General features: G+C 71.6%; 22 protein-coding genes. 9 read left to right on the forward strand and 13 right to left on the reverse strand.

Features of this window, described 5'->3' with window-relative positions; translation table 11 throughout:
* Positions 1-42: 42 nt before the first annotated feature.
* Positions 43-654, forward strand: a complete 612-nt coding sequence (gene thpR, locus AB0I94_RS22445) for an RNA 2',3'-cyclic phosphodiesterase (RefSeq protein WP_363311360.1) — start codon at positions 43-45, stop codon at positions 652-654.
* Here the strand turns inward: thpR and AB0I94_RS22450 are convergent.
* A complete protein-coding gene (locus tag AB0I94_RS22450; protein WP_363311361.1) occupies positions 633-1,232 on the reverse strand; it encodes a CGNR zinc finger domain-containing protein in 600 nt (199 codons plus the stop codon). The genes thpR and AB0I94_RS22450 overlap by 22 nt on opposite strands.
* A gap of 149 nt (positions 1,233-1,381) precedes the next feature.
* On the opposite strand from AB0I94_RS22450, the gene AB0I94_RS22455 reads away from it, so the two are divergent.
* Positions 1,382-2,125 carry a metallophosphoesterase gene (locus AB0I94_RS22455; protein WP_363311362.1) on the forward strand — a complete coding sequence of 248 codons (744 nt, stop codon included), beginning with the start codon at positions 1,382-1,384 and terminating at the stop codon, positions 2,123-2,125.
* A 149-nt stretch (positions 2,126-2,274) separates the two neighbouring features.
* Here AB0I94_RS22455 and AB0I94_RS22460 read toward each other — a convergent pair whose 3' ends face one another.
* Both AB0I94_RS22460 and AB0I94_RS22465 read right to left on the reverse strand, forming a co-directional pair.
* Complete coding sequence (locus tag AB0I94_RS22460; RefSeq protein ID WP_363311363.1) at positions 2,275-2,463, reverse strand: antitoxin; 189 nt, start codon at positions 2,461-2,463, stop codon at positions 2,275-2,277.
* Between the two features lie 146 nt (positions 2,464-2,609).
* Positions 2,610-2,834, reverse strand: coding sequence for a hypothetical protein (locus tag AB0I94_RS22465; protein ID WP_363311364.1), 225 nt, complete (start codon positions 2,832-2,834; stop codon positions 2,610-2,612).
* A 123-nt stretch (positions 2,835-2,957) separates the two neighbouring features.
* Between AB0I94_RS22465 and AB0I94_RS22470 the strand changes: the two genes are divergently transcribed.
* Positions 2,958-3,977, forward strand: a complete 1,020-nt coding sequence (locus tag AB0I94_RS22470; protein WP_363311440.1) for a YdcF family protein — start codon at positions 2,958-2,960, stop codon at positions 3,975-3,977.
* A 42-nt stretch (positions 3,978-4,019) separates the two neighbouring features.
* On the opposite strand, the gene AB0I94_RS22475 is transcribed toward AB0I94_RS22470, so the two are convergent.
* Positions 4,020-4,832 (reverse strand): LysR family substrate-binding domain-containing protein, encoded by an 813-nt coding sequence (locus tag AB0I94_RS22475; protein ID WP_363311365.1) that lies wholly within the window; start codon positions 4,830-4,832, stop codon positions 4,020-4,022.
* 58 nt (positions 4,833-4,890) lie between these two features.
* Here AB0I94_RS22475 and AB0I94_RS22480 point away from each other — a divergent pair, with 58 nt between their 5' ends.
* From AB0I94_RS22480 to AB0I94_RS22490, 3 genes are all read left to right on the forward strand, one after another.
* Entirely contained in the window at positions 4,891-5,289 is a 399-nt protein-coding gene (locus tag AB0I94_RS22480) for a DUF5997 family protein (RefSeq protein WP_363311366.1), read from the forward strand.
* A gap of 127 nt (positions 5,290-5,416) precedes the next feature.
* Positions 5,417-6,181, forward strand: coding sequence for a DUF2071 domain-containing protein (locus AB0I94_RS22485; RefSeq protein ID WP_363311367.1), 765 nt, complete (start codon positions 5,417-5,419; stop codon positions 6,179-6,181).
* A gap of 143 nt (positions 6,182-6,324) precedes the next feature.
* Entirely contained in the window at positions 6,325-7,293 is a 969-nt protein-coding gene (locus AB0I94_RS22490) for an LLM class flavin-dependent oxidoreductase (RefSeq protein ID WP_363311368.1), read from the forward strand.
* Between the two features lie 187 nt (positions 7,294-7,480).
* On the opposite strand, the gene AB0I94_RS22495 is transcribed toward AB0I94_RS22490, so the two are convergent.
* From AB0I94_RS22495 to AB0I94_RS22510, 4 genes are read right to left on the reverse strand one after another with little or no spacing between them, the layout of a single operon-like run.
* A complete protein-coding gene (locus tag AB0I94_RS22495) occupies positions 7,481-8,641 on the reverse strand; it encodes an XdhC family protein (RefSeq protein WP_363311369.1) in 1,161 nt (386 codons plus the stop codon).
* Positions 8,634-10,760: a xanthine dehydrogenase family protein molybdopterin-binding subunit gene (locus AB0I94_RS22500; protein ID WP_363311370.1), complete on the reverse strand. Its 2,127-nt coding sequence runs from the start codon at positions 10,758-10,760 to the stop codon at positions 8,634-8,636. The genes AB0I94_RS22495 and AB0I94_RS22500 overlap by 8 nt, the downstream gene beginning before the upstream one ends.
* On the reverse strand, positions 10,757-11,749 hold the full coding sequence (locus AB0I94_RS22505) for a xanthine dehydrogenase family protein subunit M (RefSeq protein WP_363311371.1): 993 nt from the start codon (positions 11,747-11,749) through the stop codon (positions 10,757-10,759). Before AB0I94_RS22505 ends, AB0I94_RS22500 begins: the two co-directional genes overlap by 4 nt.
* Positions 11,746-12,297 carry a 2Fe-2S iron-sulfur cluster-binding protein gene (locus AB0I94_RS22510; protein WP_363311372.1) on the reverse strand — a complete coding sequence of 184 codons (552 nt, stop codon included), beginning with the start codon at positions 12,295-12,297 and terminating at the stop codon, positions 11,746-11,748. The genes AB0I94_RS22505 and AB0I94_RS22510 overlap by 4 nt, the downstream gene beginning before the upstream one ends.
* A gap of 232 nt (positions 12,298-12,529) precedes the next feature.
* Between AB0I94_RS22510 and AB0I94_RS22515 the strand changes: the two genes are divergently transcribed.
* Positions 12,530-13,105 (forward strand): TetR/AcrR family transcriptional regulator, encoded by a 576-nt coding sequence (locus AB0I94_RS22515; RefSeq protein WP_363311373.1) that lies wholly within the window; start codon positions 12,530-12,532, stop codon positions 13,103-13,105.
* Here the strand turns inward: AB0I94_RS22515 and AB0I94_RS22520 are convergent.
* The gene (locus AB0I94_RS22520; protein ID WP_363311374.1) at positions 13,071-14,558 is read right to left on the reverse strand and encodes an MFS transporter; all 1,488 of its coding nucleotides are present in this window, start codon (positions 14,556-14,558) and stop codon (positions 13,071-13,073) included. The genes AB0I94_RS22515 and AB0I94_RS22520 overlap by 35 nt on opposite strands.
* Before the next feature lie 221 nt (positions 14,559-14,779).
* Between AB0I94_RS22520 and AB0I94_RS22525 the strand changes: the two genes are divergently transcribed.
* Positions 14,780-16,972, forward strand: a complete 2,193-nt coding sequence (locus tag AB0I94_RS22525; protein WP_363311441.1) for an FUSC family protein — start codon at positions 14,780-14,782, stop codon at positions 16,970-16,972.
* Between the two features lie 37 nt (positions 16,973-17,009).
* On the opposite strand, the gene AB0I94_RS22530 is transcribed toward AB0I94_RS22525, so the two are convergent.
* The 3 genes from AB0I94_RS22530 to AB0I94_RS22540 all read right to left on the reverse strand — a co-directional run bounded on the left by AB0I94_RS22530 (position 17,010) and on the right by AB0I94_RS22540 (position 19,946).
* Positions 17,010-17,915, reverse strand: a complete 906-nt coding sequence (locus tag AB0I94_RS22530) for a DNA-binding protein (RefSeq protein ID WP_363311442.1) — start codon at positions 17,913-17,915, stop codon at positions 17,010-17,012.
* Positions 17,916-17,969: 54 nt separating this feature from the next.
* On the reverse strand, positions 17,970-18,713 hold the full coding sequence (locus tag AB0I94_RS22535; protein WP_363311375.1) for a hypothetical protein: 744 nt from the start codon (positions 18,711-18,713) through the stop codon (positions 17,970-17,972).
* A gap of 150 nt (positions 18,714-18,863) precedes the next feature.
* Positions 18,864-19,946 (reverse strand): cation diffusion facilitator family transporter, encoded by a 1,083-nt coding sequence (locus AB0I94_RS22540; RefSeq protein WP_363311443.1) that lies wholly within the window; start codon positions 19,944-19,946, stop codon positions 18,864-18,866.
* Between the two features lie 108 nt (positions 19,947-20,054).
* Between AB0I94_RS22540 and AB0I94_RS22545 the strand changes: the two genes are divergently transcribed.
* Complete coding sequence (locus tag AB0I94_RS22545; protein WP_363311376.1) at positions 20,055-20,414, forward strand: metalloregulator ArsR/SmtB family transcription factor; 360 nt, start codon at positions 20,055-20,057, stop codon at positions 20,412-20,414.
* 7 nt (positions 20,415-20,421) lie between these two features.
* Here AB0I94_RS22545 and AB0I94_RS22550 read toward each other — a convergent pair whose 3' ends face one another.
* Entirely contained in the window at positions 20,422-21,828 is a 1,407-nt protein-coding gene (locus AB0I94_RS22550) for a PepSY domain-containing protein (RefSeq protein WP_363311378.1), read from the reverse strand.
* Positions 21,829-22,406: the final 578 nt, after the last annotated feature.

The following is a 22,406-nucleotide window of genomic DNA, read 5'->3' on the forward strand; positions in this document are numbered from 1 at the left end:
CTGCCGACTGTCGGGCCGCCCGGATGCGGTACGAAGTCTTCTGTGAACGAACAGAACCCGCCCGCGACCGTTCGTGTGTTCATCGCTCTCGCCCCACCGGACGAGGCGAAGCAAGAACTGGAACGGGAGCTGGACCCCGCCTATCAGGCTCATCCGCGTATGCGGTGGAACCGCGTCGAGGACTGGCACATCACCCTGGCGTTCCTCGGCGAGGTCCCGGTCTCGGTGGTGCCGCTCCTGCGTACGCCGCTCGCGCGCGTCGCGGCCGCGCGCAAGCCGCTGACGCTGGCGCTGAGCGGCGGCGGGCACTTCGACGAGCGTGTGCTGTGGAGCGGGATCGACGGGGACCTCGACGAGCTGCGTCTGCTCGCCACGGAGGTACGTGCCGTGGTCGACGGCTGCGGTGTCCCTCACACGGGCCGGCCCTTCCGCCCCCACTTGACGCTGGCCCGCGCCCGCCGGGACACCCCGTCGTGTGCGGTGGAAGCCGCTGCCGGGCTCGCCGACTTCACCGGGCGCCCATGGCGGGCCGAACGTCTGCACCTGGTCGCCAGCAACATCGGCCGCGGCCCGGGGCCGATCCACTATCGCGATGTAGGAGCCTGGCCTTTCGACGGTTCGGGCTCGGGCCCTCAGGCTCCTGCCACGCGGTGACGCTTGTAGTGGCGGGCCGCACGGGCCCGGTTCCCGCATGAGGCCTTGCACCACTCCTGCCGGCCGTGGCTCTGGACGAAGTAGCGCACACACCGAGGCGCCGTACAGGCACGCAACCGCTCGCGCTGCGGGCCGCTCAGGAAATCGATGGCGGCGCGGGCCAAGGCCGCCAGAAGGTTTACGTGCTGGTTCCTCTCCTCTGTCAGCAGCCGAGCGGCGGGCGTTCCTTCGTGAGGCCATTCCAACTGCAGGGCGACCAGCTGCCCGGCGGCGATCGCGTTCAGGTGGGCCAGCGCCTTGTCGGCGGGCATCAGGTGGTCCGCGTCCGCAGGGCTGGGCGGCGCCGGGCTCACCGCCCGCGCGAACAACGCCCTTACCGCCCGCCGCAGTTCGGCGACTTCGCCTCTGAGGTCGTCGTCCGCCGTCAGTTCCCCGGCACGGACGTGGGCGGGCAACAGGCCCTCCTGGGCGTGCGTCCAGCGGGTGACTCCGTCGACCGTGGCCAGGTCGTCGGCGACGCCGCCGTCCCCGTCATGGCGGATCGTGCTCGCCAATTCCAGCGCCAGCCAGCGTTCCACAAGTCCTCTCCTTCTTGGTGCGCCCGTCTCCGGTTCTTGGTGCGTCCGTCTCCGGACCGCGCCGTCAACCACTTGATCACACCGCCCGGCACACTCTACTGTCCCTAACGCTTAATTAAAAACTTCCGTTAGGCATGGAGGAGAGAGCGATGACAGCGTTGCTTGCCCACATCAGCGACCTGCACCTGGACGGCAGCGAAAGGGCGACCCGGCGCGCCACGCACGTCATGGACTACCTGCGTGCCCTTCCCCATCCCGTCGACGCGCTCCTGGTCACCGGCGACATCGCCGACCACGGCGACGAGGCCGAGTACGAGGAAGCGGCCCAGATCCTGGCCGCCCCTTTCCCCGTCCTCACCTGCCCCGGCAATCACGACGCGCGCCCCGCCTACCGCAAGGCCCTGCTGGGCCTGCCCGCCGACGAGGGCCCCATCAACCAGGTCCACCACGTCGCCGGAACCGCCGTCCTGATGTGCGACTCCACCATCCCCCGCCGCGACGAAGGGCTCCTCGACGCGGCGACACTCGCCTGGATCGACGCCACCCTCGCCGCGCTCCCCCACGACACCCCCGCGCTGCTCGCCTTCCACCAGCCGCCGGTCGTGCTCCACCACCCACTGCCCGACGCCCACTGCCTGCGACAGCCCGGACAGCTCGCCGCACTGCTCGAAGCCCACCCCCAGGTGGCCGCCGTCCTCACCGGCCACGCCCACACCGCGGCCGCCACCACCTTCGCGGCGCGCCCCCTGATCGTCGGACCCGCCATCACCTGGACTCTGCGCCTGCCCTGGGAGGGCGACAAGCCCGCGGACCGCGAACAGCCCCCCGGCCTCGCCTTTCACGTCCTCGACGACGACCGCCGGCTGACCACCCACTACCGCGTCCTGCCGTGACCCGCCCGGCGCCCGGCGTGGCCGCCGACGCGTACGGAAAGCCGAGTGCCCCGCCCCCTGCATCACGGGGGGGCGGGGCGGCAGCGCTGCAGCCACAGCGCGGATGGAAGAGCCCAGGCTATCGGTGGCCACTGACAAACGCGGGCCGTCTACGACTGCGGGGGCCGGTCCTGGTCCCTGCCGAGCTGGTCCCTGAACTTGTCCTGCGCGGTGTCGACCTGACCGGAGTACTTGCTCTGGGTCTTGTCGTCGACGAAGTCTCCCGCCTTGTCGATTCCCTTCCCGGCCTGTTCCTCGTGCCCTTTGAGCATCTGCTTGAGCTTGTCCATGACTGACATGGGCAGCCGCCTCTCTGTGTCGCCCCCACATCCAGGCTCACACCGCGAGGCATGATTCGCATCCGGTGGCCTCATGGACCGTTCCGGGGCGGCTGACGAGCGGCGGGGCCGGGACGCGTACGTCCCGGCCCCGCGTCCGTCGTGCTTCAGAGCCCCTGGGCGTTGGAGTCGTCAGGGGCGACCGCACCGGCGCCGGGCGTCGGCGGGGCGTCCTCGTCCCGCTCGCCGACGTCACCGATCACGTCCAGAGCGCCCGCGGCGTGGGAGGGCTCCCTCGTCTCCGCGGTGTCCGCTCCCTGGGGCGGGCTGATCGCGGCGATGACAGCCCCGGCGGCGAGGGAGGCAACGGCCAGTACGCTTCGCTTCTTCATACCGGGGTCAACTGCCTGACGCGCATAAGGGCACGGCCTGACCCCCGAGATCACTACAGCGGACGTCTACGGTTCCGGCCCGGGGCAGGGGCCGTCGGCACCTACGCTGAGCGGATGTCGCGGATGTTGGTCTACGCCCCTGCAGTTCTTCTCTTCCTCGTCTTCTGCGTGCGAGTGGTGCGTGAGCGCAGGAAGTTCAGCAATGCCGTGTTCCTGGGGCTCGCCGCGCTCTGTGGTCTTGCCGGCTGGTTGTTCCAACTGATCAGGTCCGGCTCGGCGTCGGGGCAGGCCGTGGCGTGGGCGCTGCTGGTACTGGGCGCTGTGACCATCCTCGTGCTGACGTGCTTCCTGTTCTCCAACGGCCTGCGGATGGTGCGCAAGGAAGGCAGGAGTCCCACCAGCCTGCTGTCCCTGGTGGCCGCGTTGGCGATCCTGGCAGTCGTGGCTTTGGTGGTCATGGCCGTGGTCGTACGGACGCCGGTGTGGGTCGGCGTGGGGACGGCGGCCGGTGGACTGGCCGCCTATCTCGCGTTCCTGTTCATCTGCTTGGTCTGTTACGCGTTCCTCTACGGGCGCCTACGGGTCCACCGCGAGGCCGACTTCGTGGTCGTACTCGGCTCGGGGCTCGTCGGTGGATCCACCGTGCCGCCTCTGCTGACCAGTCGCCTCAGGCGGGCGCAATCGGTGCACGCGCGCCTCGCCGAGCGGGGCGACGCGCCGGTGCTCATCACGTCGGGAGGCCAGGGGCCGGACGAGGACCTGCCGGAGTCCCACGCGATGGCGGACGATCTGATCGCCCACGGATTTCCCGCCGGGCTGATCGAGCGGGAAGACCGCTCGACCACGACCGAGGAGAACCTGCGGTTCAGCAAGGCGATCATGGAGAAGACGAAGCCGGACTACCGTTGCGTCATCGTCACGAACAACTACCACGCCTTCCGTGCCGCCCTCACCGCTCGGCGGACAGGGATCAGGGGCCAGGTCGTGGGCTCGCCCACCGCCGCGTACTTCTGGCCCACCGCGATGATCCGCGAGTTCGCCGCGGTCCTCGTCGCCTACAAGCGGACCAACGCGGCGATATGCCTGCTTCTCGTCCTCGGCGGGGTACTCGCCTGGTGGGTACAGCGCAACGGTTCCGGGTGAGCCGGCTACCCCGGGGCCGCCTCGCGGGCTTCACGGCCGTGGCTACGAGCGACCGCGGGGCCTGCCCCGCTTGGCGCCCTTCGACGCGCCGCCGCTCCCGCCCCGCGCGCTCTTGCCCGACTTTCCGGTGGGCTTGCCCGTCTTCGCTGTGGGCTTGCCCGCCGTCGGCTTACGACGAGCGCCTCCCTTGTCGGGGCTCTTGCGCTTCGACTGGTCCGGTGCCGACGCGGCCGCGGGAGTCTGAGAGCGGCCGCGGGAGCTGTTGACGGTGCGCCCGCGCACGATCCCGATGAAGTCCTCCACCAGATCCGTGGTCGCGTCCTGCGGCCAGGACAGCGCCACCCGCGATTCGGGGGCTTCGGTGAGCGGCCGGTAGGTGAGGTCCTTGCGGTGGTGCAGGCGGGCGAGCGACTGGGGGACGGCGAGGACCCCGATGCCCGCCGCCACCAGTTCGATGGCGTCCGTCGTCGTGGCGGGACGTTCGTTCGCGGGCTGCCCGGGCAGGCTCTCCCACGGGAGGGTGTCGTCAAGGGGGTGCAGGACGATCTCGTCGGCCAGATCCTCGGCCGTCACTTCGTCCACCGCCGCGATCACGTGGTCCTTGGGGACCACCACGACGGTCGTCTCGGTGTAGAGGGGGATCGCGCTGAGGTCCGTACGGTCGACGGGCAGCCGTACGAAACCGGCGTCGGCGCCGCCGCCGCGCAGCAGCTCGAACGCCTCGCCGGGGTCCACGGCCACGAGGGTCAGCGGCACGTCGGGCAGCCGCTCGTTCCAGATCCGCACCCACTTGGTGGGTGTCACCCCCGGGACGTACGCGAGCCTGAAAGAAGGGGTCACCTGCGAGTCCGTCACTCCGCCAGGTTACCGGTCGTGGTCGGCGGTAGCTCACATGCTCGATACCCTGGGGAGCATGACGTCGCACCAGACCACCCAGACCATGAAGCCCGCGACCGCGGCGAAGAAGCTGGGTGTGTACCTCGAGGCCACCCCCGCCGAGTTCCAGGAGGGTGTCGTCTCGCGCACCGAGCTGAACGCCCTCCAGACCGAGCCGCCCGAGTGGCTCCAGGAACTGCGGCGCAACGGCCCGCACCCGCGGCCGGTCGTCGCGTCGAAGCTCGGGGTGTCCATCGCCGGTCTCGCGCGTGGCGGGGTCACGGAGGCCCTCACCACGGAGCAGATCGAAGCGATCAAGACCGACAACCCGGAGTGGCTGCAGAAGGAACGCGCCACCCAGGCCGAGGTCCGCAAGGAGACGGTACGCATCAAGGAGAAGAACGCCGCGGAGCAGGAGCGCCAGTCGGGCTCCTGACCCCGCTCGGACCCGAGCCCCCGGACACTGACGCGGTCAGCCGGGGGCTCAGTCATGCCGCGCCGCCCGCCCCCCTCAGCGCCCGCCCCCGTGGCGGACGCGGCCGGGGCCCTGCGATGCTGGAAGCGTGGCCCTCACCCCCGCCGTGCCGGAACCGATAGCCGCCGATCCGCCCGCGTCCGCACAGAACCCGCTGCTCACGCAGTCGTGGCTGGACCTCGCCTTCGTGCACTGGGCCATGGACCCGACGGATGTCGCCCCACTCCTTCCGGCCGGCACGGTTCCCGATCTCCACGATGGGGCGACGTATGTGGGCCTTGTGGCGTTCCGCATGCACCGGGTCGGCTGGTTCCGGCTGCCCGGCATCCCTTACCTGGGCACGTTTCCCGAGACCAACGTCCGCCTCTACTCGGTGGACGCCCATGGCCGCCGCGGCGTCGTCTTCCGCTCCCTCGACGCCTCGCGCCTGATACCGGTGGCGGTCGCGCGCGGTGCCTTCCGGCTGCCGTACCAGTGGTCGCGGATGAGCATCCGGCACAGCGGCGACACCGTCACGTACACGAGTGCCAGGCGCTGGCCGGGGCCGCGGGGCACGTACAGCAGGATCGCGGTCCGGGTGGGCGAGCGGGTCGAGGAGCCCACCGATTTCGAGCACTTCCTGACGGCCCGATGGGGCATGCACAACACGTTCTTCGGGCGGCAGATGTTCCTGCCGAACGTGCATCCGCGGTGGCCGCTGCACCGGGCCGACCTGATCGAGTGCGACGAGAACCTGGTCGCGGCCGCGGGTCTTTCGCGGCCGGCCGGGGACCCGGTGAGCGTGCTGTACTCACCGGGTGTCCCGGTCCGTTTTGGGCGTCCTGCCCGGCCCGGCGGCATCCCGACTCCCTGACGAACGCCACGACGGCGTACGAGGCGGCCGGCGGCAACTGCCGGCGCGGTCACGGGAGTTCGGCTGGTTCTCCGCGCGGGCGGGTGTCGGTCACGAAGGGGAAAGGCGGGGCTCGGCGTGTCGTCCGGCCCTATGCTGGCCGCATGATCGATCTGCCGCTCTCCGCGCTGGAAGTCGCCATGGTCGAGGCGGGCACCTCGGCCGCGGACGCCCTTCGCGCCTGCGACGGCGCGGCCCGGGAGCTCGACCGTCTCGGCTACCACCGGCTGTGGTTCGCCGAACACCATCACTCCCCCGCGATCGGCGCCTTCCCGCCGTCGATCATGACGGCGCGCATCGCCGCGTCGACGTCGGCCCTACGGGTCGGCTCGGGCGGTGTCCTCGCCCCCCACCACGCGCCGCTCATGGTGGCCGAGCAGTTCGCCACGCTCGCCGCTCTGCACCCCGGTCGCATCGACCTCGGCATCGGCCGCGGCCCCGGCACCTTCCACGAGGGGGCGGCCCGCGCGCTGCGCCGGGGCGCGGGGCCCGCCACGGACGAGGAGTACGCCAGGGACGTAGCGGCGACCCTGGAGTTCCTCACCGAGGTCGGCCTGGGGGAGTTGCCCGAGCCCTGGCTGCTCGCGTCGAGCCGGGCGGGTGCGACGCTCGCCGCCGAGCTGGGGCTGCCGATCGCCGTCGCCCATCACATCCGCCCCGACAACACCGTCGAGGCGCTCGACCACTACCGCGACACGTTCCGTCCCTCCCCCTGGTGCGAGGCACCGCGCGTCCTGGTGTGCGTCGAGGTGGTGTGCGCGACGACCCAGGAGCGGGCCGACGAGCTGGCCCGGCCCATGGCCGTCGTGAAGGCGGGTCTGCTCAAGGGGCAGAGCGACACGGCGTTCCCGAGCCCGGACGGCGCGGCGGCCCACCGCTTCAGCCCCCGGGAAGAGGACGCGCTGGCCGTCTTCGCGGCGCAGCAAGCCCATGGCACACCGACCTGGGTGGAATCCCGGCTCACGCGGATCGCCGAGGACACCGGCGCCGACGAACTGATGCTGGTCACGCCGGTCTATGACCTGGCCGACCGCGTACGGTCGTTCGCGCTGGTACGTGAGCTGTTTACCTGAGCCCTGTAGGCGAGCTGTGCAGGAGGTGGGCTGTGCAGGCGAACCTCGTAGGTGAGCCGCGTGCCGTGAGGTCGTACGTGGGCTCTGTACGGCGACGGGGCCCAGGCGAAGCGCCGTAGTCGTCCCACGACTACGGCGCTCGCCGGTCGGTCGCTCGCCGGTCGGCGGTTGCGGGGCGCCGCACGTGCTAGGCGGCATGGGATCCGGTGGCCCCCTTGCCCCGTTCGGCGGCGTCCGTGTCATGGTGGATCGGCGTGCCGGAACCGGTCAGTGGCACCCCGCTTCCGCCCCTTCGCGCCGCGACGATCTCGGCAGCGATGGACAGGGCCGTCTCCTCGGGTGTGCGAGCCCCGAGATCAAGCCCGATCGGCGAGCGGAGACGAGCCAACTCATCGTCGCTGACACCGACTTCACGCAGGCGCTGGTTGCGGTCCAGGTGGGTGCGGCGTGAGCCCATCGCGCCGACGAACGCGACCGGAAGCCGCAGGGCCACCTCAAGAAGCGGGATGTCGAACTTGGCGTCATGGGTGAGGACGCACAAGACCGTGCGGCCGTCAGTCGCAGTGTCCCGGAGGTAGCGGTGCGGCCAGTCGACCACGATGTCGTCGGCCTCGGGGAAGCGGGCCCTGGTGGCGAAGACGGGCCGGGCGTCGCACACGGTCACGTGGTAACCGAGGAACTTGCCCGTGCGCACCAAGGCGGCGGCGAAGTCGATCGCACCGAAGACGATCATGCGGGGCGGGGGCACACACGACTCGACGAACAGGGTCAGCGGCTCCCCGCAGCGCGATCCGCTCTCCGAGACGGAGAACTCGCCGGTGCGGCCCGCGTCCAGCATCGCGCGGGTCTCCCCCACGACCGTCCGGTCGAGATCCGGATGACCCTCCAGACCTCCTTCGTACGAACCGTCGGGATGGACGTACACGACCCTGCCCAGGAGTTCGGCCGGGCCGCCGGCCACGCGGGCGATCGCCGCCGCATCGCCGCGGGCGGCGGTCGAGAGCGCCGCCGCGAAGACCCGCCTGCCCGGCGCGTCCGCGCCGAGCGGCGTGACCAGGACCTCGATCACGCCGCCGCAGGTCAGGCCGACCGCGAAGGCGTCCTCGTCGCTGTAGCCGAACCGCTCGCGCACGGTCGCGCCATCTTGGAGGGCTTGGACGCACAGGTCGTACACCGCACCCTCCACACAGCCGCCGGAGACCGAACCGATGACCGTGCCCTCGCTGTCGACGGCGAGAGCGGCGCCGGGCGGACGCGGCGCACTGCCGCCCACCGTCACGACGGTGGCGACGGCGAAGTCCCGGCCCTCCTCGACCCAGCGGTTCAGTGCTTCGGCGATGTCAAGCACCCGGGGCTCCTCCCGCGTTCAGGACGCGGTCAGGGCGGATGGGCAGGTGGCGGTGGCGTACGCCGGTCGCGTGCCAGACCGCGTTGGCGATCGCCGCGGCGACCCCCACGATGCCGATCTCGCCGATGCCCTTGATGCCGACGGGGTCGTCCGCGTCCGTGTCCTCCACCCAGTCCGCCTCGATGACCGGCACGTCGGCATGGGCGGCGAAGTGGTAGCCCGCGAAGTCGGCGCCCACGTGGCCGCCCGTCGCCTGGTCGCGGTGGGCCTCCTCGTGCAGGGCCATGGACAGGCCCCAGGTCATGCCGCCGATGAACTGGCTGCGCGCGGTCAGCGGATTGATGATCCGGCCCGCCGCGAAGATGCCGAGCATGCGCCGCACCCGCACCTCGCCGGTGGCGACGTCGACGGCGACCTCGGCGAACTGCGCGCCGAAGGAGTGTCGTTCCTTCTTGGCGAGGGCTCCGACGGCCGCAGTGGTGTCGGACCGCACGGTGATCCCCTGCGGCGGAATGTCACCGCCCAGCGCCAGTTGCTCCCGCAGCTCGGCCACCGCGGCCCGGACGGCCCAGCCCCAGGAGCGGGTGCCCATCGAACCGCCGGAGATCGCCGCCGTGCCGAAGTCGCTGTCACCGATGCGCACACGGACGCGGTCCTGGGGCACCTCAAGGGCTTCCGCGGCGATCAGCGTCAGTGCGGTCCGTGCCCCCGTTCCGACGTCCGCCGCGGTGATCCGCACCGTGAACGTCCCGTCGGCCTCCGCTGTCACGGCCGCCGTGGACGGCGCGACGATCACCGGGAAGGTGGCCGCCGCCGTGCCGGTGCCCAGCAGCCAGCGCCCTTCGCGCCGCAGGCCGGGACGCGGGTCCCGGTCCGCCCAGCCGAACCGGCGGGCGCCCTCCTCGAAGGCCGACAGCAGATTGCGGCTTGCGAAGGGAAGGCCGGAGACCGGGCCCACCTCCGGTTCGTTGCGGGCACGCAGCGCGATCGGGTCGACACCGCACCGCTCGGCGAGTTCGTCAAGCGCGGACTCCAGGGCGAACGATCCCGGAGCCTCACCGGGAGCGCGCATGTAGGTCGGCGTCGGCACGTCGAGGCGCACCACGCGGTTGACGCTCCGGTGGGCGTCGGCGGCGTACATCGGACGCCCGAACCCGGCGCTCCCCTCGACGAATTCGTAGACCCTCGACGTGAGGCTGTGGGCCTGGTGGTCGACGGCACGCAGCCGCCCGTCGGTGTCGGCGCCGAGCCTGACGCGCTGGGCGGTGGGGCTGCGGTAGCCGGTGAGCGTGAACAGCTGGCGCCGGCTGAGGACGACCCGGACGGGGCGGTCGAGCAGCGTGGCCGCCATCACGGCGAGGATCTGGTGCACGCGTACGCCCTTGGACCCGAAGGCGCCGCCGACGTGTTCGGACCGTACCCGGACCGATGCCGGGTCGAGCGAGAACAGCTTGGCCAGCTCGTCCGCGACCCAGGTGCTGCCCTGGTTGGAGTCGACGACTTCGAGCCGTCCGTTGTCCCAGCGCGCCATCGCCGCGTGCGGTTCCATCGAGCCGTGGTGCTCTTCGGGCGTGGTGTACTCCTCGTCCACCACATGGGAGGACGCGGCGAGTTCGGCCTCCAGGTCACCCTTCTCCACCAGGTGGCTGTCGCCGTCCGGCGTGTACGTGCCGGGGTGCGCGGCGAAGAACGCGACGTCGTGCGGCTCCTCCTCGTACCGCACCACCAGCGCCTCGGCGGCCTCTCGCGCCTGCTCGGAGGTCTCGGCGACCACCATCGCCACCGGCCAGCCGACGAACGGCACCCGGTCGTGCTGGAAGACCTCGACGATCGGGTCGGGGGCGCCGAGCATGCCGACGTAGTCCCCGTCGACGCGCGGCGCGTTCCCGTGGTGCAGGACGGCCAGGACACCGGGCATCTCGCGCACGGGATCCGACTCGACCGACAGGACACGGCCGCGGGCGATCGTGGACAACACCAGCCAGCCGTGGGCGAGTTCGGCGAAGGGGATCTCTCCCGCGTACCGGGCCGCGCCGGTGACCTTGTCGCGGCCCTCCACGCGGGTGTACGAAGCGCCGACGGCGCTCGACGCCGCTGTGGACGTGGTCGTCGCGGTCATCGGGCGGCCTCCTCGGTGAGCTCGGTCAGCAGGGCGACGACGAGGTTGCGTATCAGCGTCGTCTTGTAGCCGTTGTCGGGCAGCGTGCGGGCGGCGGCCAGTTCGGCGTCCGCGGCGGCGGCGAACGCCTCGGCGGTCGCAGGTCCGCCGGTCAGGACCCGCTCGGCCTCCCGTGCGCGCCACGGCCGCGACGCCACCGCGCCGAAGGCCAGGCGCACTTCACGTACGGCACCGTCCTGGACGTCGAGTGCCGCGGCGATCGAGCCGATCGCGAAGGCGTACGAGGCGCGCTCGCGCACCTTGCGGTAGCGGGAGTGGGCGGCGACCGGGGCGGGCGGCAGGGTGATGCCGGTGATGAGCGCGCCGGAGGGCAGCGCGGTCTCCAGGTGCGGGGTGGTGCCCACCGACAGGTAGAAGTCCGCGAGCGGCAGTTCGCCGGTGCCCTCCGCCGTCTCGTACGAGATGACGGCGTCGAGGGCGGCGAGCGCCACGCCCATGTCGGAGGGGTGGACGGCGACACAGTGCTCGGTGGCGCCGAGGATGGCGTGGTTGTGGTGCTCGCCCTCGATGGCGGAACAACCGGTGCCGGGGGCGCGTTTGTTGCAGGGTTTGGACAGGTCGGCGAAGTAGCCGCAGCGGGTGCGCTGGAGCAGGTTTCCGCCGACGGTGGCCATGTTGCGCAGCTGGCCCGACGCGCCGGCCAGGACGGCCTCCGCCAACGCGGGGTAGCGGCGGCGCACTTCGGGGTCGGCCGCGAGGTCGCTGTTGGTGACGGTCGCGCCGATCCGCAGACCGCCGTCGTCCGTGGTCTCGATGCGGTCGAGGGGCAACTCGCGTACGTCGACGAGCAGTCCGGGCCGCTCCACGCCGCTCTTCATCAGGTCGACGAGGTTGGTGCCGCCGCCCAGGACGCGCGCGTCGGGGTCGGCGCCGAGCAGCGCGACCGCGCCGGGGACGTCGAGCGCCCGCTGATAGCCGAATTCCCTCATGCCACGGCCTCCGTACCCTGGGTCTCGGCCGCCGCCCGCGCGACCGCCTGGACGATCGACACGTACGCGCCGCAGCGGCACAGGTTGCCGCTCATGCGCTCTCTTATCTCGTCGGCGCTCAGCTCGGGGACGCCCGCTTCGGGCCGTACGTCCGTGGTCGCGGCGCTGGGCCAGCCCGCCGCGTGTTCCTCGATGACCGCGATGGCCGAACAGACCTGCCCCGGCGTGCAGTAGCCGCACTGGTAGCCGTCGAGGTCGAGGAACGCCTGTTGCACCGGGTGCAGTTGGTCTCCTTGCGCCACGCCTTCGATGGTGGTGATCTCGCGCCCCTCGGAGGCGACGGCGAGTTGGAGGCAGGAGACGGCACGGCGCCCGTCGATCAGCACCGTGCAGGCGCCGCACTGCCCTTGGTCGCAGCCCTTCTTGGTGCCGGTCAGATCGAGGCGCTCGCGCAGGGCGTCGAGCAGGGTGGTGCGGTGGTCGACGGGCAGCGAGTGCTTTTCGCCGTTGATGTTCAGCGTGATGGCGCTGGACGTCGATAGGGCCACGATCAGCCTTCTTTCGCTTCTGTCAGCTTGCGTCAGCTTGTGTCACGTAAAAGCGGGAGCGTCGCGCGAGGCGGTCCCGACTGAGGCTCAGGGAGGTGGTGGCGCTGTGCGTGAGGGGGGTCTGCCGGTATGGTGACCCTAAGCGGACAGTTGTCCGTTAGCTTCAAAACTTAACGGACAGCTGTCCGCTTAGCAAGAGCGGCCCGGGCCGCGATTCTCGGGAGGAGGACGAGTGCACCCGAAGAAGGACCCACAGCTGCGCTCGGACGCGCAACGGAATCGCGAGCGCATCCTGGAAGTGGCGCTGGCCGAGCTGACGCAGTCGGCGGATGCCCCGCTCAGCGCGATCGCCAAGAAGGCGTGCGTCGGGCAAGGGACGTTCTACCGCAACTTCCCCAACCGCGAGGCCCTCGTCCTTGAGGTCTATCGCTACGAGGTCCAGCAGGTCGCCGACACCGCATGCCAGCTCCTCGAAACCCGCGCGCCCGACCAGGCCCTGCGGGAGTGGATGGACCGCCTGGCGCAGTACGCCATGGCCAAGGCGGGTCTCGCCGACGCGATGCGCAAGGCCACCAGCACGCTCGGCACGCTGGCCGGAGTGGGCCACGGCCCGGTGACCTCGGCCGTCACGCTCCTCCTGAAGGCGAACGAGGAGGCGGGCACCATCCGCCCCGGCGTGACGCCCGACGACTTCCTGCTCGCCATCGCGGGCCTCTGGCAGATCGACCCGCACGGCGACTGGCAGTCGCGCGCCGGACGGCTCCTCGACCTGGTCATGGACGGTCTGCGCGCAGGAGCGCCGCGGTGACGCCCGCCGCGGCGACCAGGATGACGAAGGCGACCGTCAGCGCTGTGGTGTAGCCGTGCACGGAGGCAGCCGTGCGGGTGGCATCCGCGGTGGACGCCAGGTAGGACGCGCCCGCGCCGGCCGCGACCGTGTTGAGCAGGGCGGTGCCGAGCGCGGCGCCCAATTGCTGGGAGGCGTTGTAGGCCGCCGCCGCGGCTCCGATGTCGTGCGGAGGCAGGCCCGCCGTGGCCAGGCTCGCGGTGGGCGGCAGGACGCAGCCGAGGCCGAGGCCGGTCAGGACCAGCGCGGGCACCAGGTAGAGGCCGAAGACATCCGTGCTCTGCGATGTCAGGCGGGTCAGCAGGAACACCCCCGCCGCCGCGGCCAGCAGCCCCGGCACGATCAGTGCGGCGGGCCTGACACGAGCGTGCAGCCTCCCGGCGATGAGCGTCGCACCGACCAGGGCGGCCATGGCGTTGATGATCAGCGTCAGGCCTGCCTCGACGGGTGAGTAGCCGAGGACCGTCTGCGTGTAGTAGCTCATGAACAGGTAGAAGCCGAACATCGCGACGAACAACAGGGTGATGGAGACGAACGCTCCGGCGCGGGCGCGATGGACGAGCACGCGCATCGGAAGCAGTGGCCGCGACGCCCGGAACTCGACGGCGGCGAACGCGGCGAGCAGCAGGACACCGCCCGCGAACAGGACGAGGACCTTCGGTGCATTCCAGCCGAGAGGCTCGGCCTCGTTGAAGGCGTACACGATCGCGGCGAAGCCCGCGGCGCTGAGCAAGGCGCCCGCGACGTCGAGCCGCCCCTCGCCCCGTGCCGGCCGGTCCCGCGGCACGAACGCCGCGCCGAGCACGGCGAGCAGAGCCACGGGCACGTTGACGTAGAGGCACCAACGCCAGCCGGCGTACTCGGTCAGCAGTCCCCCGGCGACCAGCCCGACCGCCGATCCGGCGGCGCCCACCGCGGCGAACACCCCGAAGGCCCGGCCGCGTTCCCCCGGCTCGCTGAAGGTGATCGTCAGCAGGGAGAGGCCCGCAGGTGCGAGGGCCGCGGCGAACACCCCTTGCAGGGCGCGCGCCCCGAAGAGCATCTCGGGATTCACGGCCGCCCCGCCGAGCGCGGAGGCGGCGGCGAAGCCGACAAGCCCGATGAGGAACGTACGCCGGTGGCCCAGCGCGCTGCTGACCCTGCCGCCGATGAGCAAGAGTCCGCCGAAGGCGAGTGCGTACGCGGTGATCGCCCACTGCCGGCTCGCGTCGGACATGCCGAGAGCGCTCTGCGCGGACGGGAGCGCGATGTTCACGATGGTTCCGTCGAGGACCACGAGGAGCTGGGCCGCGCTCACCGCGAGGAGCGTCCACCACCGTCGTCGGGCGGGGGTGAGGCGTCGGCTTGTTCTCTGGGGCTCAGGGGTGTCCGCGTTCGGCTTCGCCCCGGTCAGTTCGTCATCCGCTGGATTCATGACTTCAAGTGTTTCGTTGAACTCGCCCCGGAGACTTTGCCCTTCTTCCCGTCGGCGGCCCGCGCGTATCACGCTGTGAACCCTCAAGCCCCGGTTGAACCCCGTCGTGACAGAATCTCCGCCTGAACAGCGGCGATGAGGGTGTGAGCGCAGTGAGACGGCGGACCAGGACCGGCACATGGGACCGCTTCGTGGCCTCGGACCCGGGGCTTCTGCGGCTGATGGCGGGGCTGCGGACGGTCGGTGCGATCGCGCTCACGCTCGTCGTCCTCGCGCTGCTCGGCACCGACGTCACCCATATGGTCGCGGGCGCCATGACCGCGATGGTCTCGACCTTCGCCATCAAGGAGAAGGAGGTGCGCGGCCAGGCGATCACGCTCGCGCTCGGTCTGCCCGTCGCGATCGCGGCGATCTCTCTGGGTGCCCTGCTGCACGACCAGGTCATCGCGGGTGACATCTTCTTCGTCGCGCTGATCTTCGGCGCCGTCTACAGCCGCCGGTTCGGCGATCGGGGCACCGCCCTCGGCCTGATCGGCTTTCAGGTCTACTTCGTCTCCCTCTTCGTGGGCGCCACGGCGTCCGCCCTGCCCGGCCTGTGCCTGGCCCTGGCGGTCGCCTTCGTGTGCAGCGCTGTCGTACGGTTCGCCGTCGTGCCGGAGACGCCGGGGCGTGACCTGGGGCGGCTGCGTGTCGCCTTCAGGGCACGGTTCGCGCAGCTGGTGGCCACGCAGATCGAGCTTCTCGACGCCCCGCCCGAGCAGTTGGAGAAGGTCCTCACCGAACTGCGGCGCGGCACCTCCCGGCTGCACGAGACGGCCCTGATGATCCAGGGCCGGCTGGAGGAGGGCACCCCCGACGCGGCGACGGCGACGCTGGTCCAGCGCCGCGTGGCGGACGCCGAGATCGCCGCCGAACGCCTCGGCGTGCTCCTCCTGAACGCGCGCAGCGCCGAACGCGCGGACACCCTCACCCTGCACCTTCCGTACGCGCCCGTACCGGCGACGGGGACGCGCATCCGTGCCGAGGACGACGCGACCGTCACCCTGCGCCGGGACCTGAACGCGCTGCACCTGCTGGTCGGCCGCCCGGTGGCGGACGACCGGGGCACGGGCCTCGCCCACGTACGCAACCGGCTGCTCGGCTACCGCGACGAGGACAATCTGCCGCGGGCCTCCATGGCCGTCCAGGACGTCTTCCGCGGCATCGGTGAGGCGGCCCGCGCCGTCCTCGGCCTGCGGATCGCCCTTGACGGTCCTCAGGACGAGTCCGACGACTCACCGGCGACGACCCGCTCCCGCGAGGAGTTCGACGCCGAGGACATCGCGATCGCCGGTGCCGAGGAGGGCGCCGAACCCGAGGAGGACGACCGCACCGGCCTGCGTCGCCCCACCACCAGGGCCGCGTTCCAGGTCTCGGTGGGCTCGACCCTGGCCATCATCGGCGGCGAGTTCCTCTCCACCCAGCGCTGGTACTGGGCGGTGCTCACCTGCTGGGTGGTCTTCCTCAACACCGCGTCCACGGGCGAGATCCTGGTCAAGGGCTACCGACGGCTCCTGGGCACGGTCCTCGGGGTCGTCGCCGGTGTGGCGCTCGCGGGTCTGGTCGGCAATCACACCTGGGTCGCGTTCGCGCTGGTCCTGCTCTTCATCTTCGCGATGTTCTTCACCGCTCCCCTGTCGTACGCGCTCATGTCCTTCTTCGTCACGGCGATGCTGGGTCTGCTCTACACCCTCCTGAACACCTACAGCCTCGCGGTGCTCTGGCTGCGCATCGAGGAGACGGCGCTCGGAGCCGCCTGCGGCATCATCGCGGCGGTCCTCGTGCTGCCGGTGCACACCGACCGCCGCACCGACGATCTCCTGAACACGGTCCTGTCCCGCCTCGCCGACGTCATCTCCGCGTCGGTCGAGCAGCTCAGTGGCGGCCCGGCGGCCGATCTCCTGGACAAGGCGCGGGACCTGGACACCGCGCTGGACGATCTGCGCGCCTCCATCCAGCCGTTGACCCATCCGATCACCCCGCTGCGCGGCCGCCGCAGGACCGCCCGCTACCTGGTGGCGCTCCTGGAAACCTGCGCCTACCACGCCCGTTCCCTGGCGGCGACGGCCGAGCTCGTGCCGTACAGCAAGAACGTCGCGGCCGATCCGCGCCTCGAACGCGCCGGTCTGCGCATCGCCCACAACATCGAGGTCATCGCCGCGTACGTGGCGGACGACAAGGCCACCGGCGAGGTCGAGTCGGGCGCCAGCATCGCCTCGATGCTGGAGGCCGAGGGCTCAGGCGCCCCCCGCTCGGGCACCGTGACCTACCGTGTGCTGCGCCATCTGCAACGCCTCGACGAAGGCGTGGTGGGCCTTGCCCGGCCGCTGGAGGTGCCGGTCGCGGGGCGGTCGGGAAAGACTTCACGGGTCTGAACCCGACCCCTCGACTACGCGACCACCGGCGCGGCCGTCAGAGCTTCGCGCGCTGTGAGCCTGGGCTGACGGCATCCGGCGTGGGCAAGCTCTCCAGGAGGAACACTGCCGCCTCCCGCAGGGGCGCGGGGGCATCGGGGCTGCTCAGCAGATGGGTCGCCGTCCTTCCCAGTGTCTGGATCGTCCGTACGGACCCGATGCGGGCGGCGCGGGGAGCGACTTCGGCGATGAGGTCCTCCGCCTCCCGCCGGGCTCCCGCTCGTGCCAGGGCAGACAGGAGCTGCGCGGTAAAGAGGTTCCGGTAGGAGGGGCCGGGTGCGGTGGCCGCCTCGTGCAGGAGGGGGATGGCCTGGTCCCATCGGCGCAGCCGGGCCAGGACCCAGCCGTGGTGGCCGAGCAGTTCGGTCCGGTCGATCCACCAGGCCCAGGGCGGATCGTGGCGCGAGATGCCGTCAAGGAACCGGCTCCGGGCGCGGGCCACCAGGTCGAGGGAGTCACCGTGGCCGCCGAGCATGGCGATCGCGTGCGCCCGGCGGATCAGGACCAGGCTGCTGACCCTGGCGGGGAGCGCTCGCGTGCCAGGCACACGGACCGCGCTCCGCAGGGCGGTGCGCGGCGCTCCCGTATGGGCCTGGAGCATGCTGTCGTTCAGCAGGACGAAGCGCGCCGTCCAGCGGTCACCGCAGAGCTCTGCCAGGGCCAGTGCCCGTGCGTTCATCCGGTGGGCCTCGCGGTAGAACCCCGCGTCGAAGAGGATCCACCCGATGACTTCACACAGCTCGGCGAGGGCCGCGAGCACGTCGCTGTGCCGCGTACGAAGGCTGCCGGGATCGGCGCGCAGCTCCGGGATGCGCCGCATGGCGTCGCGCGCCACGGGCATCGCGGAGGTCGCGCCGGAGACGGCGTCCAGGGCCACGAGGCGCTCGATGGTGCGCAGGACCATCGGGATCACCGGATCACCTTGCCCTGATCCGGCAACCGCCGACGCGGACACCGGTCAGCGGTACAGCTCGGCGGAGTGCGAACGGCCCACATCGCGGACCACTTCAAGCCCGAGTACGCGATCGAGGTGGGCGAACGTCTCGAACTTGGCGCCCGCCGGAACGTCGGCGACCGTCTCCAAACCGCCGAGGAGCCTCACCACGGCCGCGGTGTCGAGACCGTTCTCCAGGGCAGCGTGGGCCCTTTCGACCAACTCGGCGGGCATCGCTTTGGACGGCTCGTCCGCCCACGCGGCCACCGACCTGCGCCAGTTGGCCAGCTGCTCAGCGGCGGCGTCGACGCTCCGCGCCGATACGTCGACGGGCTCGTGGTGCGGGCGGCCCAGCAAGAGCAGCCGCAGGGCGAGCGCGTCCCGGCCCTCTTCCTGGCCCGCGTCCGCCCCTGGATCCGCGTCTGGCGTGGTGGCGGCCTCGCCGACGTGGAGCGACAGCCCCGCGGCTCCTTCGTACGTACGGCTGGTGAGGTGCACGGTCGGTGAGCCGCCGAGGGCTTCGGTGATCTCTTCGACGGTGCCGTGGGCGTCGGCCGGACGGATACCGGCGGCGTCGGCCGCCGCGACCGGCGGGCAGGTCCAGCCGATCAGGACGGTCCGGCCGCGCAGTTCGGCCACGCGGGCCAGCACGTCCGCGACGAGCAGCACGCGCAGACCGGTCAGGTCGTCCGGATCGTCGGCCGACTGCGCGTGGGCGCACACGCGCAGCGGTCCGAACCCGGCCAGATCATCAACGATGCTCAGCACACCTCAGAGACTAGGCGCACCGCTCTTCGAAAGGCACCCGACGGGAGAGCCCGCCCCACACCGCGGCCGGCTCCGGCACCGCGTGCAGCAGCGCGAACCCCGCGAAAACCGCGACCTCAGCCCCGACAGCTCCGCGCACCGGACACCCCGCTAACCCACCCCATGATGCGCGAGCACCACGTGCGGATCCGGCACCCCGGGCACCACCGCCGGGTCAGCATGCACCAGCGCCGCCGTCAGCCTCGGCACCGCGTGCAGCAAGGCGTGCTCCGCGCCGACCGCGACCTCGTGCGCCTCCCGCACCGTCAGCTCCCCGTCCACCACGACCGCCACCTCCGCGCGCAGCCTGTGACCGATCCAGCGAAGGCGCAGCTCACCCACGCCGCGTACGCCGGGGACCGTCAGGAGCGCCTCCTCCGCCGCGTCGACCAGGGCCGGGTCCACGGCGTCCATCACCCGGCGGAACACCTCGCGCGCCGCGTCCCGCAGGACGAGCAGGATGGCCGCGGTGATCAGCAGGCCCACGATCGGGTCGGCGAGCCGCCAGCCCAGTGCGGCGCCGCCCGCGCTCAACAGGACAGCGAGTGAGGTGAATCCGTCCGTCCGGGCATGCAGGCCGTCGGCGACCAGGGCGGCCGAGCCGATCTCGCGGCCGACGCGGATGCGGTAGCGCGCGACCCATTCGTTGCCGATGAAGCCGATGACGGCAGCGGCGGCCACCACCCAGAGGTGCTCGAGCGTACGGGGGTTGAGCAGCCGGTCGACCGCCGCCCAGGCCGCGAAAGCGGCCGACGCCGCGATGGTCAGGAGGATGACGATGCCCGCGAGGTCCTCCGCGCGGCCGTAGCCGTAGGTGAAGCGACGGGTGGCGGCCCGGCGGCCCAGGACGAAGGCGATGCCGAGGGGGATCGCGGTCAGCGCGTCCGCCGCGTTGTGCACGGTGTCGCCAAGCAGCGCGACGGAACCGGTGAGCACCACGATCCCCGCTTGGGCCACGGCCGTCACGCCCAGGACGGCCAGCGAGATCCACAGCGCGCGCATACCGCGCGCGGACGATTCCAGCGCCGGGTCGACCTTGTCGGCGGACTCGTGCGAGTGCGGCTTCACCACGTGTCCGAGCTTGTGACGCCACCGGGCCGACCGGTCCGCGGCACCGCCGTGGCCGTGGTGGTGCTCGTGGGAAGGGTGCGGGTGCCCGTCCTGCGCGCTTCCGTGCCCGTCCTGGGACCTCACGAGCCCGTCCTCCGCACTCGCATGTCCGTGCTGCTCACTCACGTGTACGACCTTCCGACGCGGGACGGAGAGTGGACACCGCGAGGCGCCCGCATCCATTATGTGCGTATGAGCGCACGCATGCACCTCTCACCTGCGCACGATGCGCACCCGCAAGAGCCGGGCGCCGAGCACTACACCCACGCGGCCGAGGTACTCGGCCTCCTGGCCGACCGCACGCGCCTTGCCCTGCTGCACACCCTCGCCAAGGGCGAGGCGGACGTCATGACGCTGACCGCCGCGTGCGGCGCCGCTCGCCCGGCGGTCAGCCAACACCTGGCCAAACTGCGCCTCGCCGGACTCGTGTCCGTACGCAAGGAAGGGCGACGCATGGTCTATGGCCCGCCCGACGGGCACCTGCGCCGCGTGGTCGACGAGGTCCTGAACCTCGCCGACCACCACCTCAGCGGCGCGGTCACCCACGACTGAGCGGACCTCAGGCGTAGTCGCGCCTGCCGCGCCGGTAGGCGATCTCCCCCAGCACGATGTCCACGGCAAGGAAGGCCGCCAGCGGGATGCCGAGCAGCGGCACGAAGTAGCCGAGCACGGCGATCGCCGCCATCAACGGGACCACGACATACGCCGGAACGTGTTGCCACGCCCCGCGCGGCAGCGGACGCCCGAAGGAACTGCCGCGCCCGCGCTGCCACCACATGCAGTACCCCCACATGATCATCAGGATCAGGCAGAGGGCGAGAGCGACGAGGGCTATCTGGTTGGCGAGCCCGAAGAGGGTCCCGGTGTGCGCGTCGATGCCCCAGCGGGTCAGCTTGGCGAGCACGGGATAGTCGGAGAAGCGCAGCACCTCGGTCACCTCACCGGTGGCCGGGTCGACCGCCACGGAGTCCTGTTTCTCGGGCCAGCTGCGCTGGATCTGCCGGACGACGTACGCGGACGACGGGTCGGCGGGCGGCACGACCTCCACCGGATGGGAGAGCCCCTCGGCACGGGCGGCCTTCAGAACGGCGTCGAGCCACACTCCGTCGGCGGCGCCCCCCGAGCCCGATCCGCCGTGCCCGGCATGCTCACCTCCACCCCCGGCGGTCGCCGTCAGCGCCGGTGTCGTCTGCCCGATGGCCTCCCGCAGGTCGCCGACGCTCTGCCCGGCGTACGCCGACCAGGTCAGACCCGTCGCCGAGAGGAAGATCAGCCCACCGGCGGCCCACACGCCCACCGAGCCGTGCAACGAGAGTGTGCGCCGACGGCCGGTGCTCCCGCGCAGCTTGCGCTGGGAGCGCCTGCGCGCGAACCACAGCACCAGGCCGCCGCCCGCGATGACCCACAGCCAGCTGGCGGCGAGTTCGCTGTAGAGCCGGCCCGTCTCGCCCAGGTGCAGGTCGCGGTGGAGCTCATCGATCCAGGTGCGCAGCGGCAGCGCGCCGGTTGAGCCGTACTGCTCCAGGGCGCCCCGCACTTCGCCGTTGTACGGGTTCACGAACACGGCGAGGGTCTTGTCGGCGTCCACTCCCGGTGCTCCCGACAGCAGCACGCGGGTCGTCGCGCCGTCCTCGGGTGAGGGCCGCACCGCGCTGAGAGTGCCCTCGGGGTGCGCCTCGCGGGCCGCGGCCACCTGTTCCGAGATCGGCAGCTCGGTCTTGTTCTCACCGACGGGGACGCTCAGTTCGTGGGAGTACACGATCTTCTCGGCCTGATACGAGCAGGCGTACAGGAGTCCCGTGGTGGCGGCGACGAGCAGGAAGGGCGCGATGAACACCCCGGCGTAGAAGTGCAGTCGCAGCACGAGCGGACGCAGCGACGCCCATCCGGACCGTCCTGCGGAGGGCGGTGCCCCCTGGGTCTCCTGCCCGTCGTCCGGGGCGAGGAGTGTGGGTTCGGCGGACATGAGGTGCTCTCCTGGCTGAAAGGTGGCGCGGTTCGGCCGTATCGGGCCGGTGCAGGAGTCGGCCGACGGGGCCAAAGAGTTCCCGGCGACGCACAGGAAGTATGTGATGCGCGCCACACGAGCGAGGATCGGGCCGCCACGGGATCCGTCGGTACGCCGTACGCCGTGCGCCGCGATGGGCGTACGCCGTGCCCTTCACCTGCGTCCCGGGCAGGACTGGCGTCGAGAGACCGGATGCCCTCTGGGCCGGAACCCCCGGGCCTGGGCCCCTCAAGACCGCAGGGGAGACGCGATGCTCCAGACACGCGAGTTGTTCGACAGCCTTGCCTCTCGCGCCGGCCACCTCGACAACCAGACCCTCGCCACCGCCGTCGACGCCCTCTCCGCGTGCGAACTGGCCGTGACCGCCTGCGCGGTCGGCATGCTCGCCCAGAAGGAGGCCGACGAACTACGGTCCGCGATCAACCGCGATCTGAACTGCGCCGACGTGGCCTCCGCCACGCGACTGGTCCTGACGCGGGGCACGGACGCCGGTCCCGCGCTCCTGGCTGCCCAGTTGGAGGAATGTGCGGTCGCCT

The organism is Streptomyces sp. NPDC050147 (genome assembly GCF_040660195.1).
Taxonomy (GTDB): Bacteria; Actinomycetota; Actinomycetes; order Streptomycetales; family Streptomycetaceae; genus Streptomyces.

What these genes read in the sequence shown, in the direction of transcription:
- AB0I94_RS22460 (WP_363311363.1), bottom strand. Translation starts at nt 2,463, where the DNA reads ATGTCAGTCATGGACAAGCTCAAGCAGATGCTCAAAGGGCACGAGGAA.
- AB0I94_RS22500 (WP_363311370.1), bottom strand. Translation starts at nt 10,760, where the DNA reads ATGACCGCGACGACCACGTCCACAGCGGCGTCGAGCGCCGTCGGCGCT.
- AB0I94_RS22480 (WP_363311366.1), top strand. Translation starts at nt 4,891, where the DNA reads ATGACGTCGCACCAGACCACCCAGACCATGAAGCCCGCGACCGCGGCG.
- AB0I94_RS22505 (WP_363311371.1), bottom strand. Translation starts at nt 11,749, where the DNA reads ATGAGGGAATTCGGCTATCAGCGGGCGCTCGACGTCCCCGGCGCGGTC.
- AB0I94_RS22470 (WP_363311440.1), top strand. Translation starts at nt 2,958, where the DNA reads ATGTTGGTCTACGCCCCTGCAGTTCTTCTCTTCCTCGTCTTCTGCGTG.
- AB0I94_RS22530 (WP_363311442.1), bottom strand. Translation starts at nt 17,915, where the DNA reads ATGGTCCTGCGCACCATCGAGCGCCTCGTGGCCCTGGACGCCGTCTCC.
- AB0I94_RS22520 (WP_363311374.1), bottom strand. Translation starts at nt 14,558, where the DNA reads ATGAATCCAGCGGATGACGAACTGACCGGGGCGAAGCCGAACGCGGAC.
- AB0I94_RS22545 (WP_363311376.1), top strand. Translation starts at nt 20,055, where the DNA reads ATGAGCGCACGCATGCACCTCTCACCTGCGCACGATGCGCACCCGCAA.
- AB0I94_RS22455 (WP_363311362.1), top strand. Translation starts at nt 1,382, where the DNA reads ATGACAGCGTTGCTTGCCCACATCAGCGACCTGCACCTGGACGGCAGC.
- AB0I94_RS22550 (WP_363311378.1), bottom strand. Translation starts at nt 21,828, where the DNA reads ATGTCCGCCGAACCCACACTCCTCGCCCCGGACGACGGGCAGGAGACC.
- AB0I94_RS22465 (WP_363311364.1), bottom strand. Translation starts at nt 2,834, where the DNA reads ATGAAGAAGCGAAGCGTACTGGCCGTTGCCTCCCTCGCCGCCGGGGCT.
- AB0I94_RS22525 (WP_363311441.1), top strand. Translation starts at nt 14,780, where the DNA reads ATGGCGGGGCTGCGGACGGTCGGTGCGATCGCGCTCACGCTCGTCGTC.
- AB0I94_RS22490 (WP_363311368.1), top strand. Translation starts at nt 6,325, where the DNA reads ATGATCGATCTGCCGCTCTCCGCGCTGGAAGTCGCCATGGTCGAGGCG.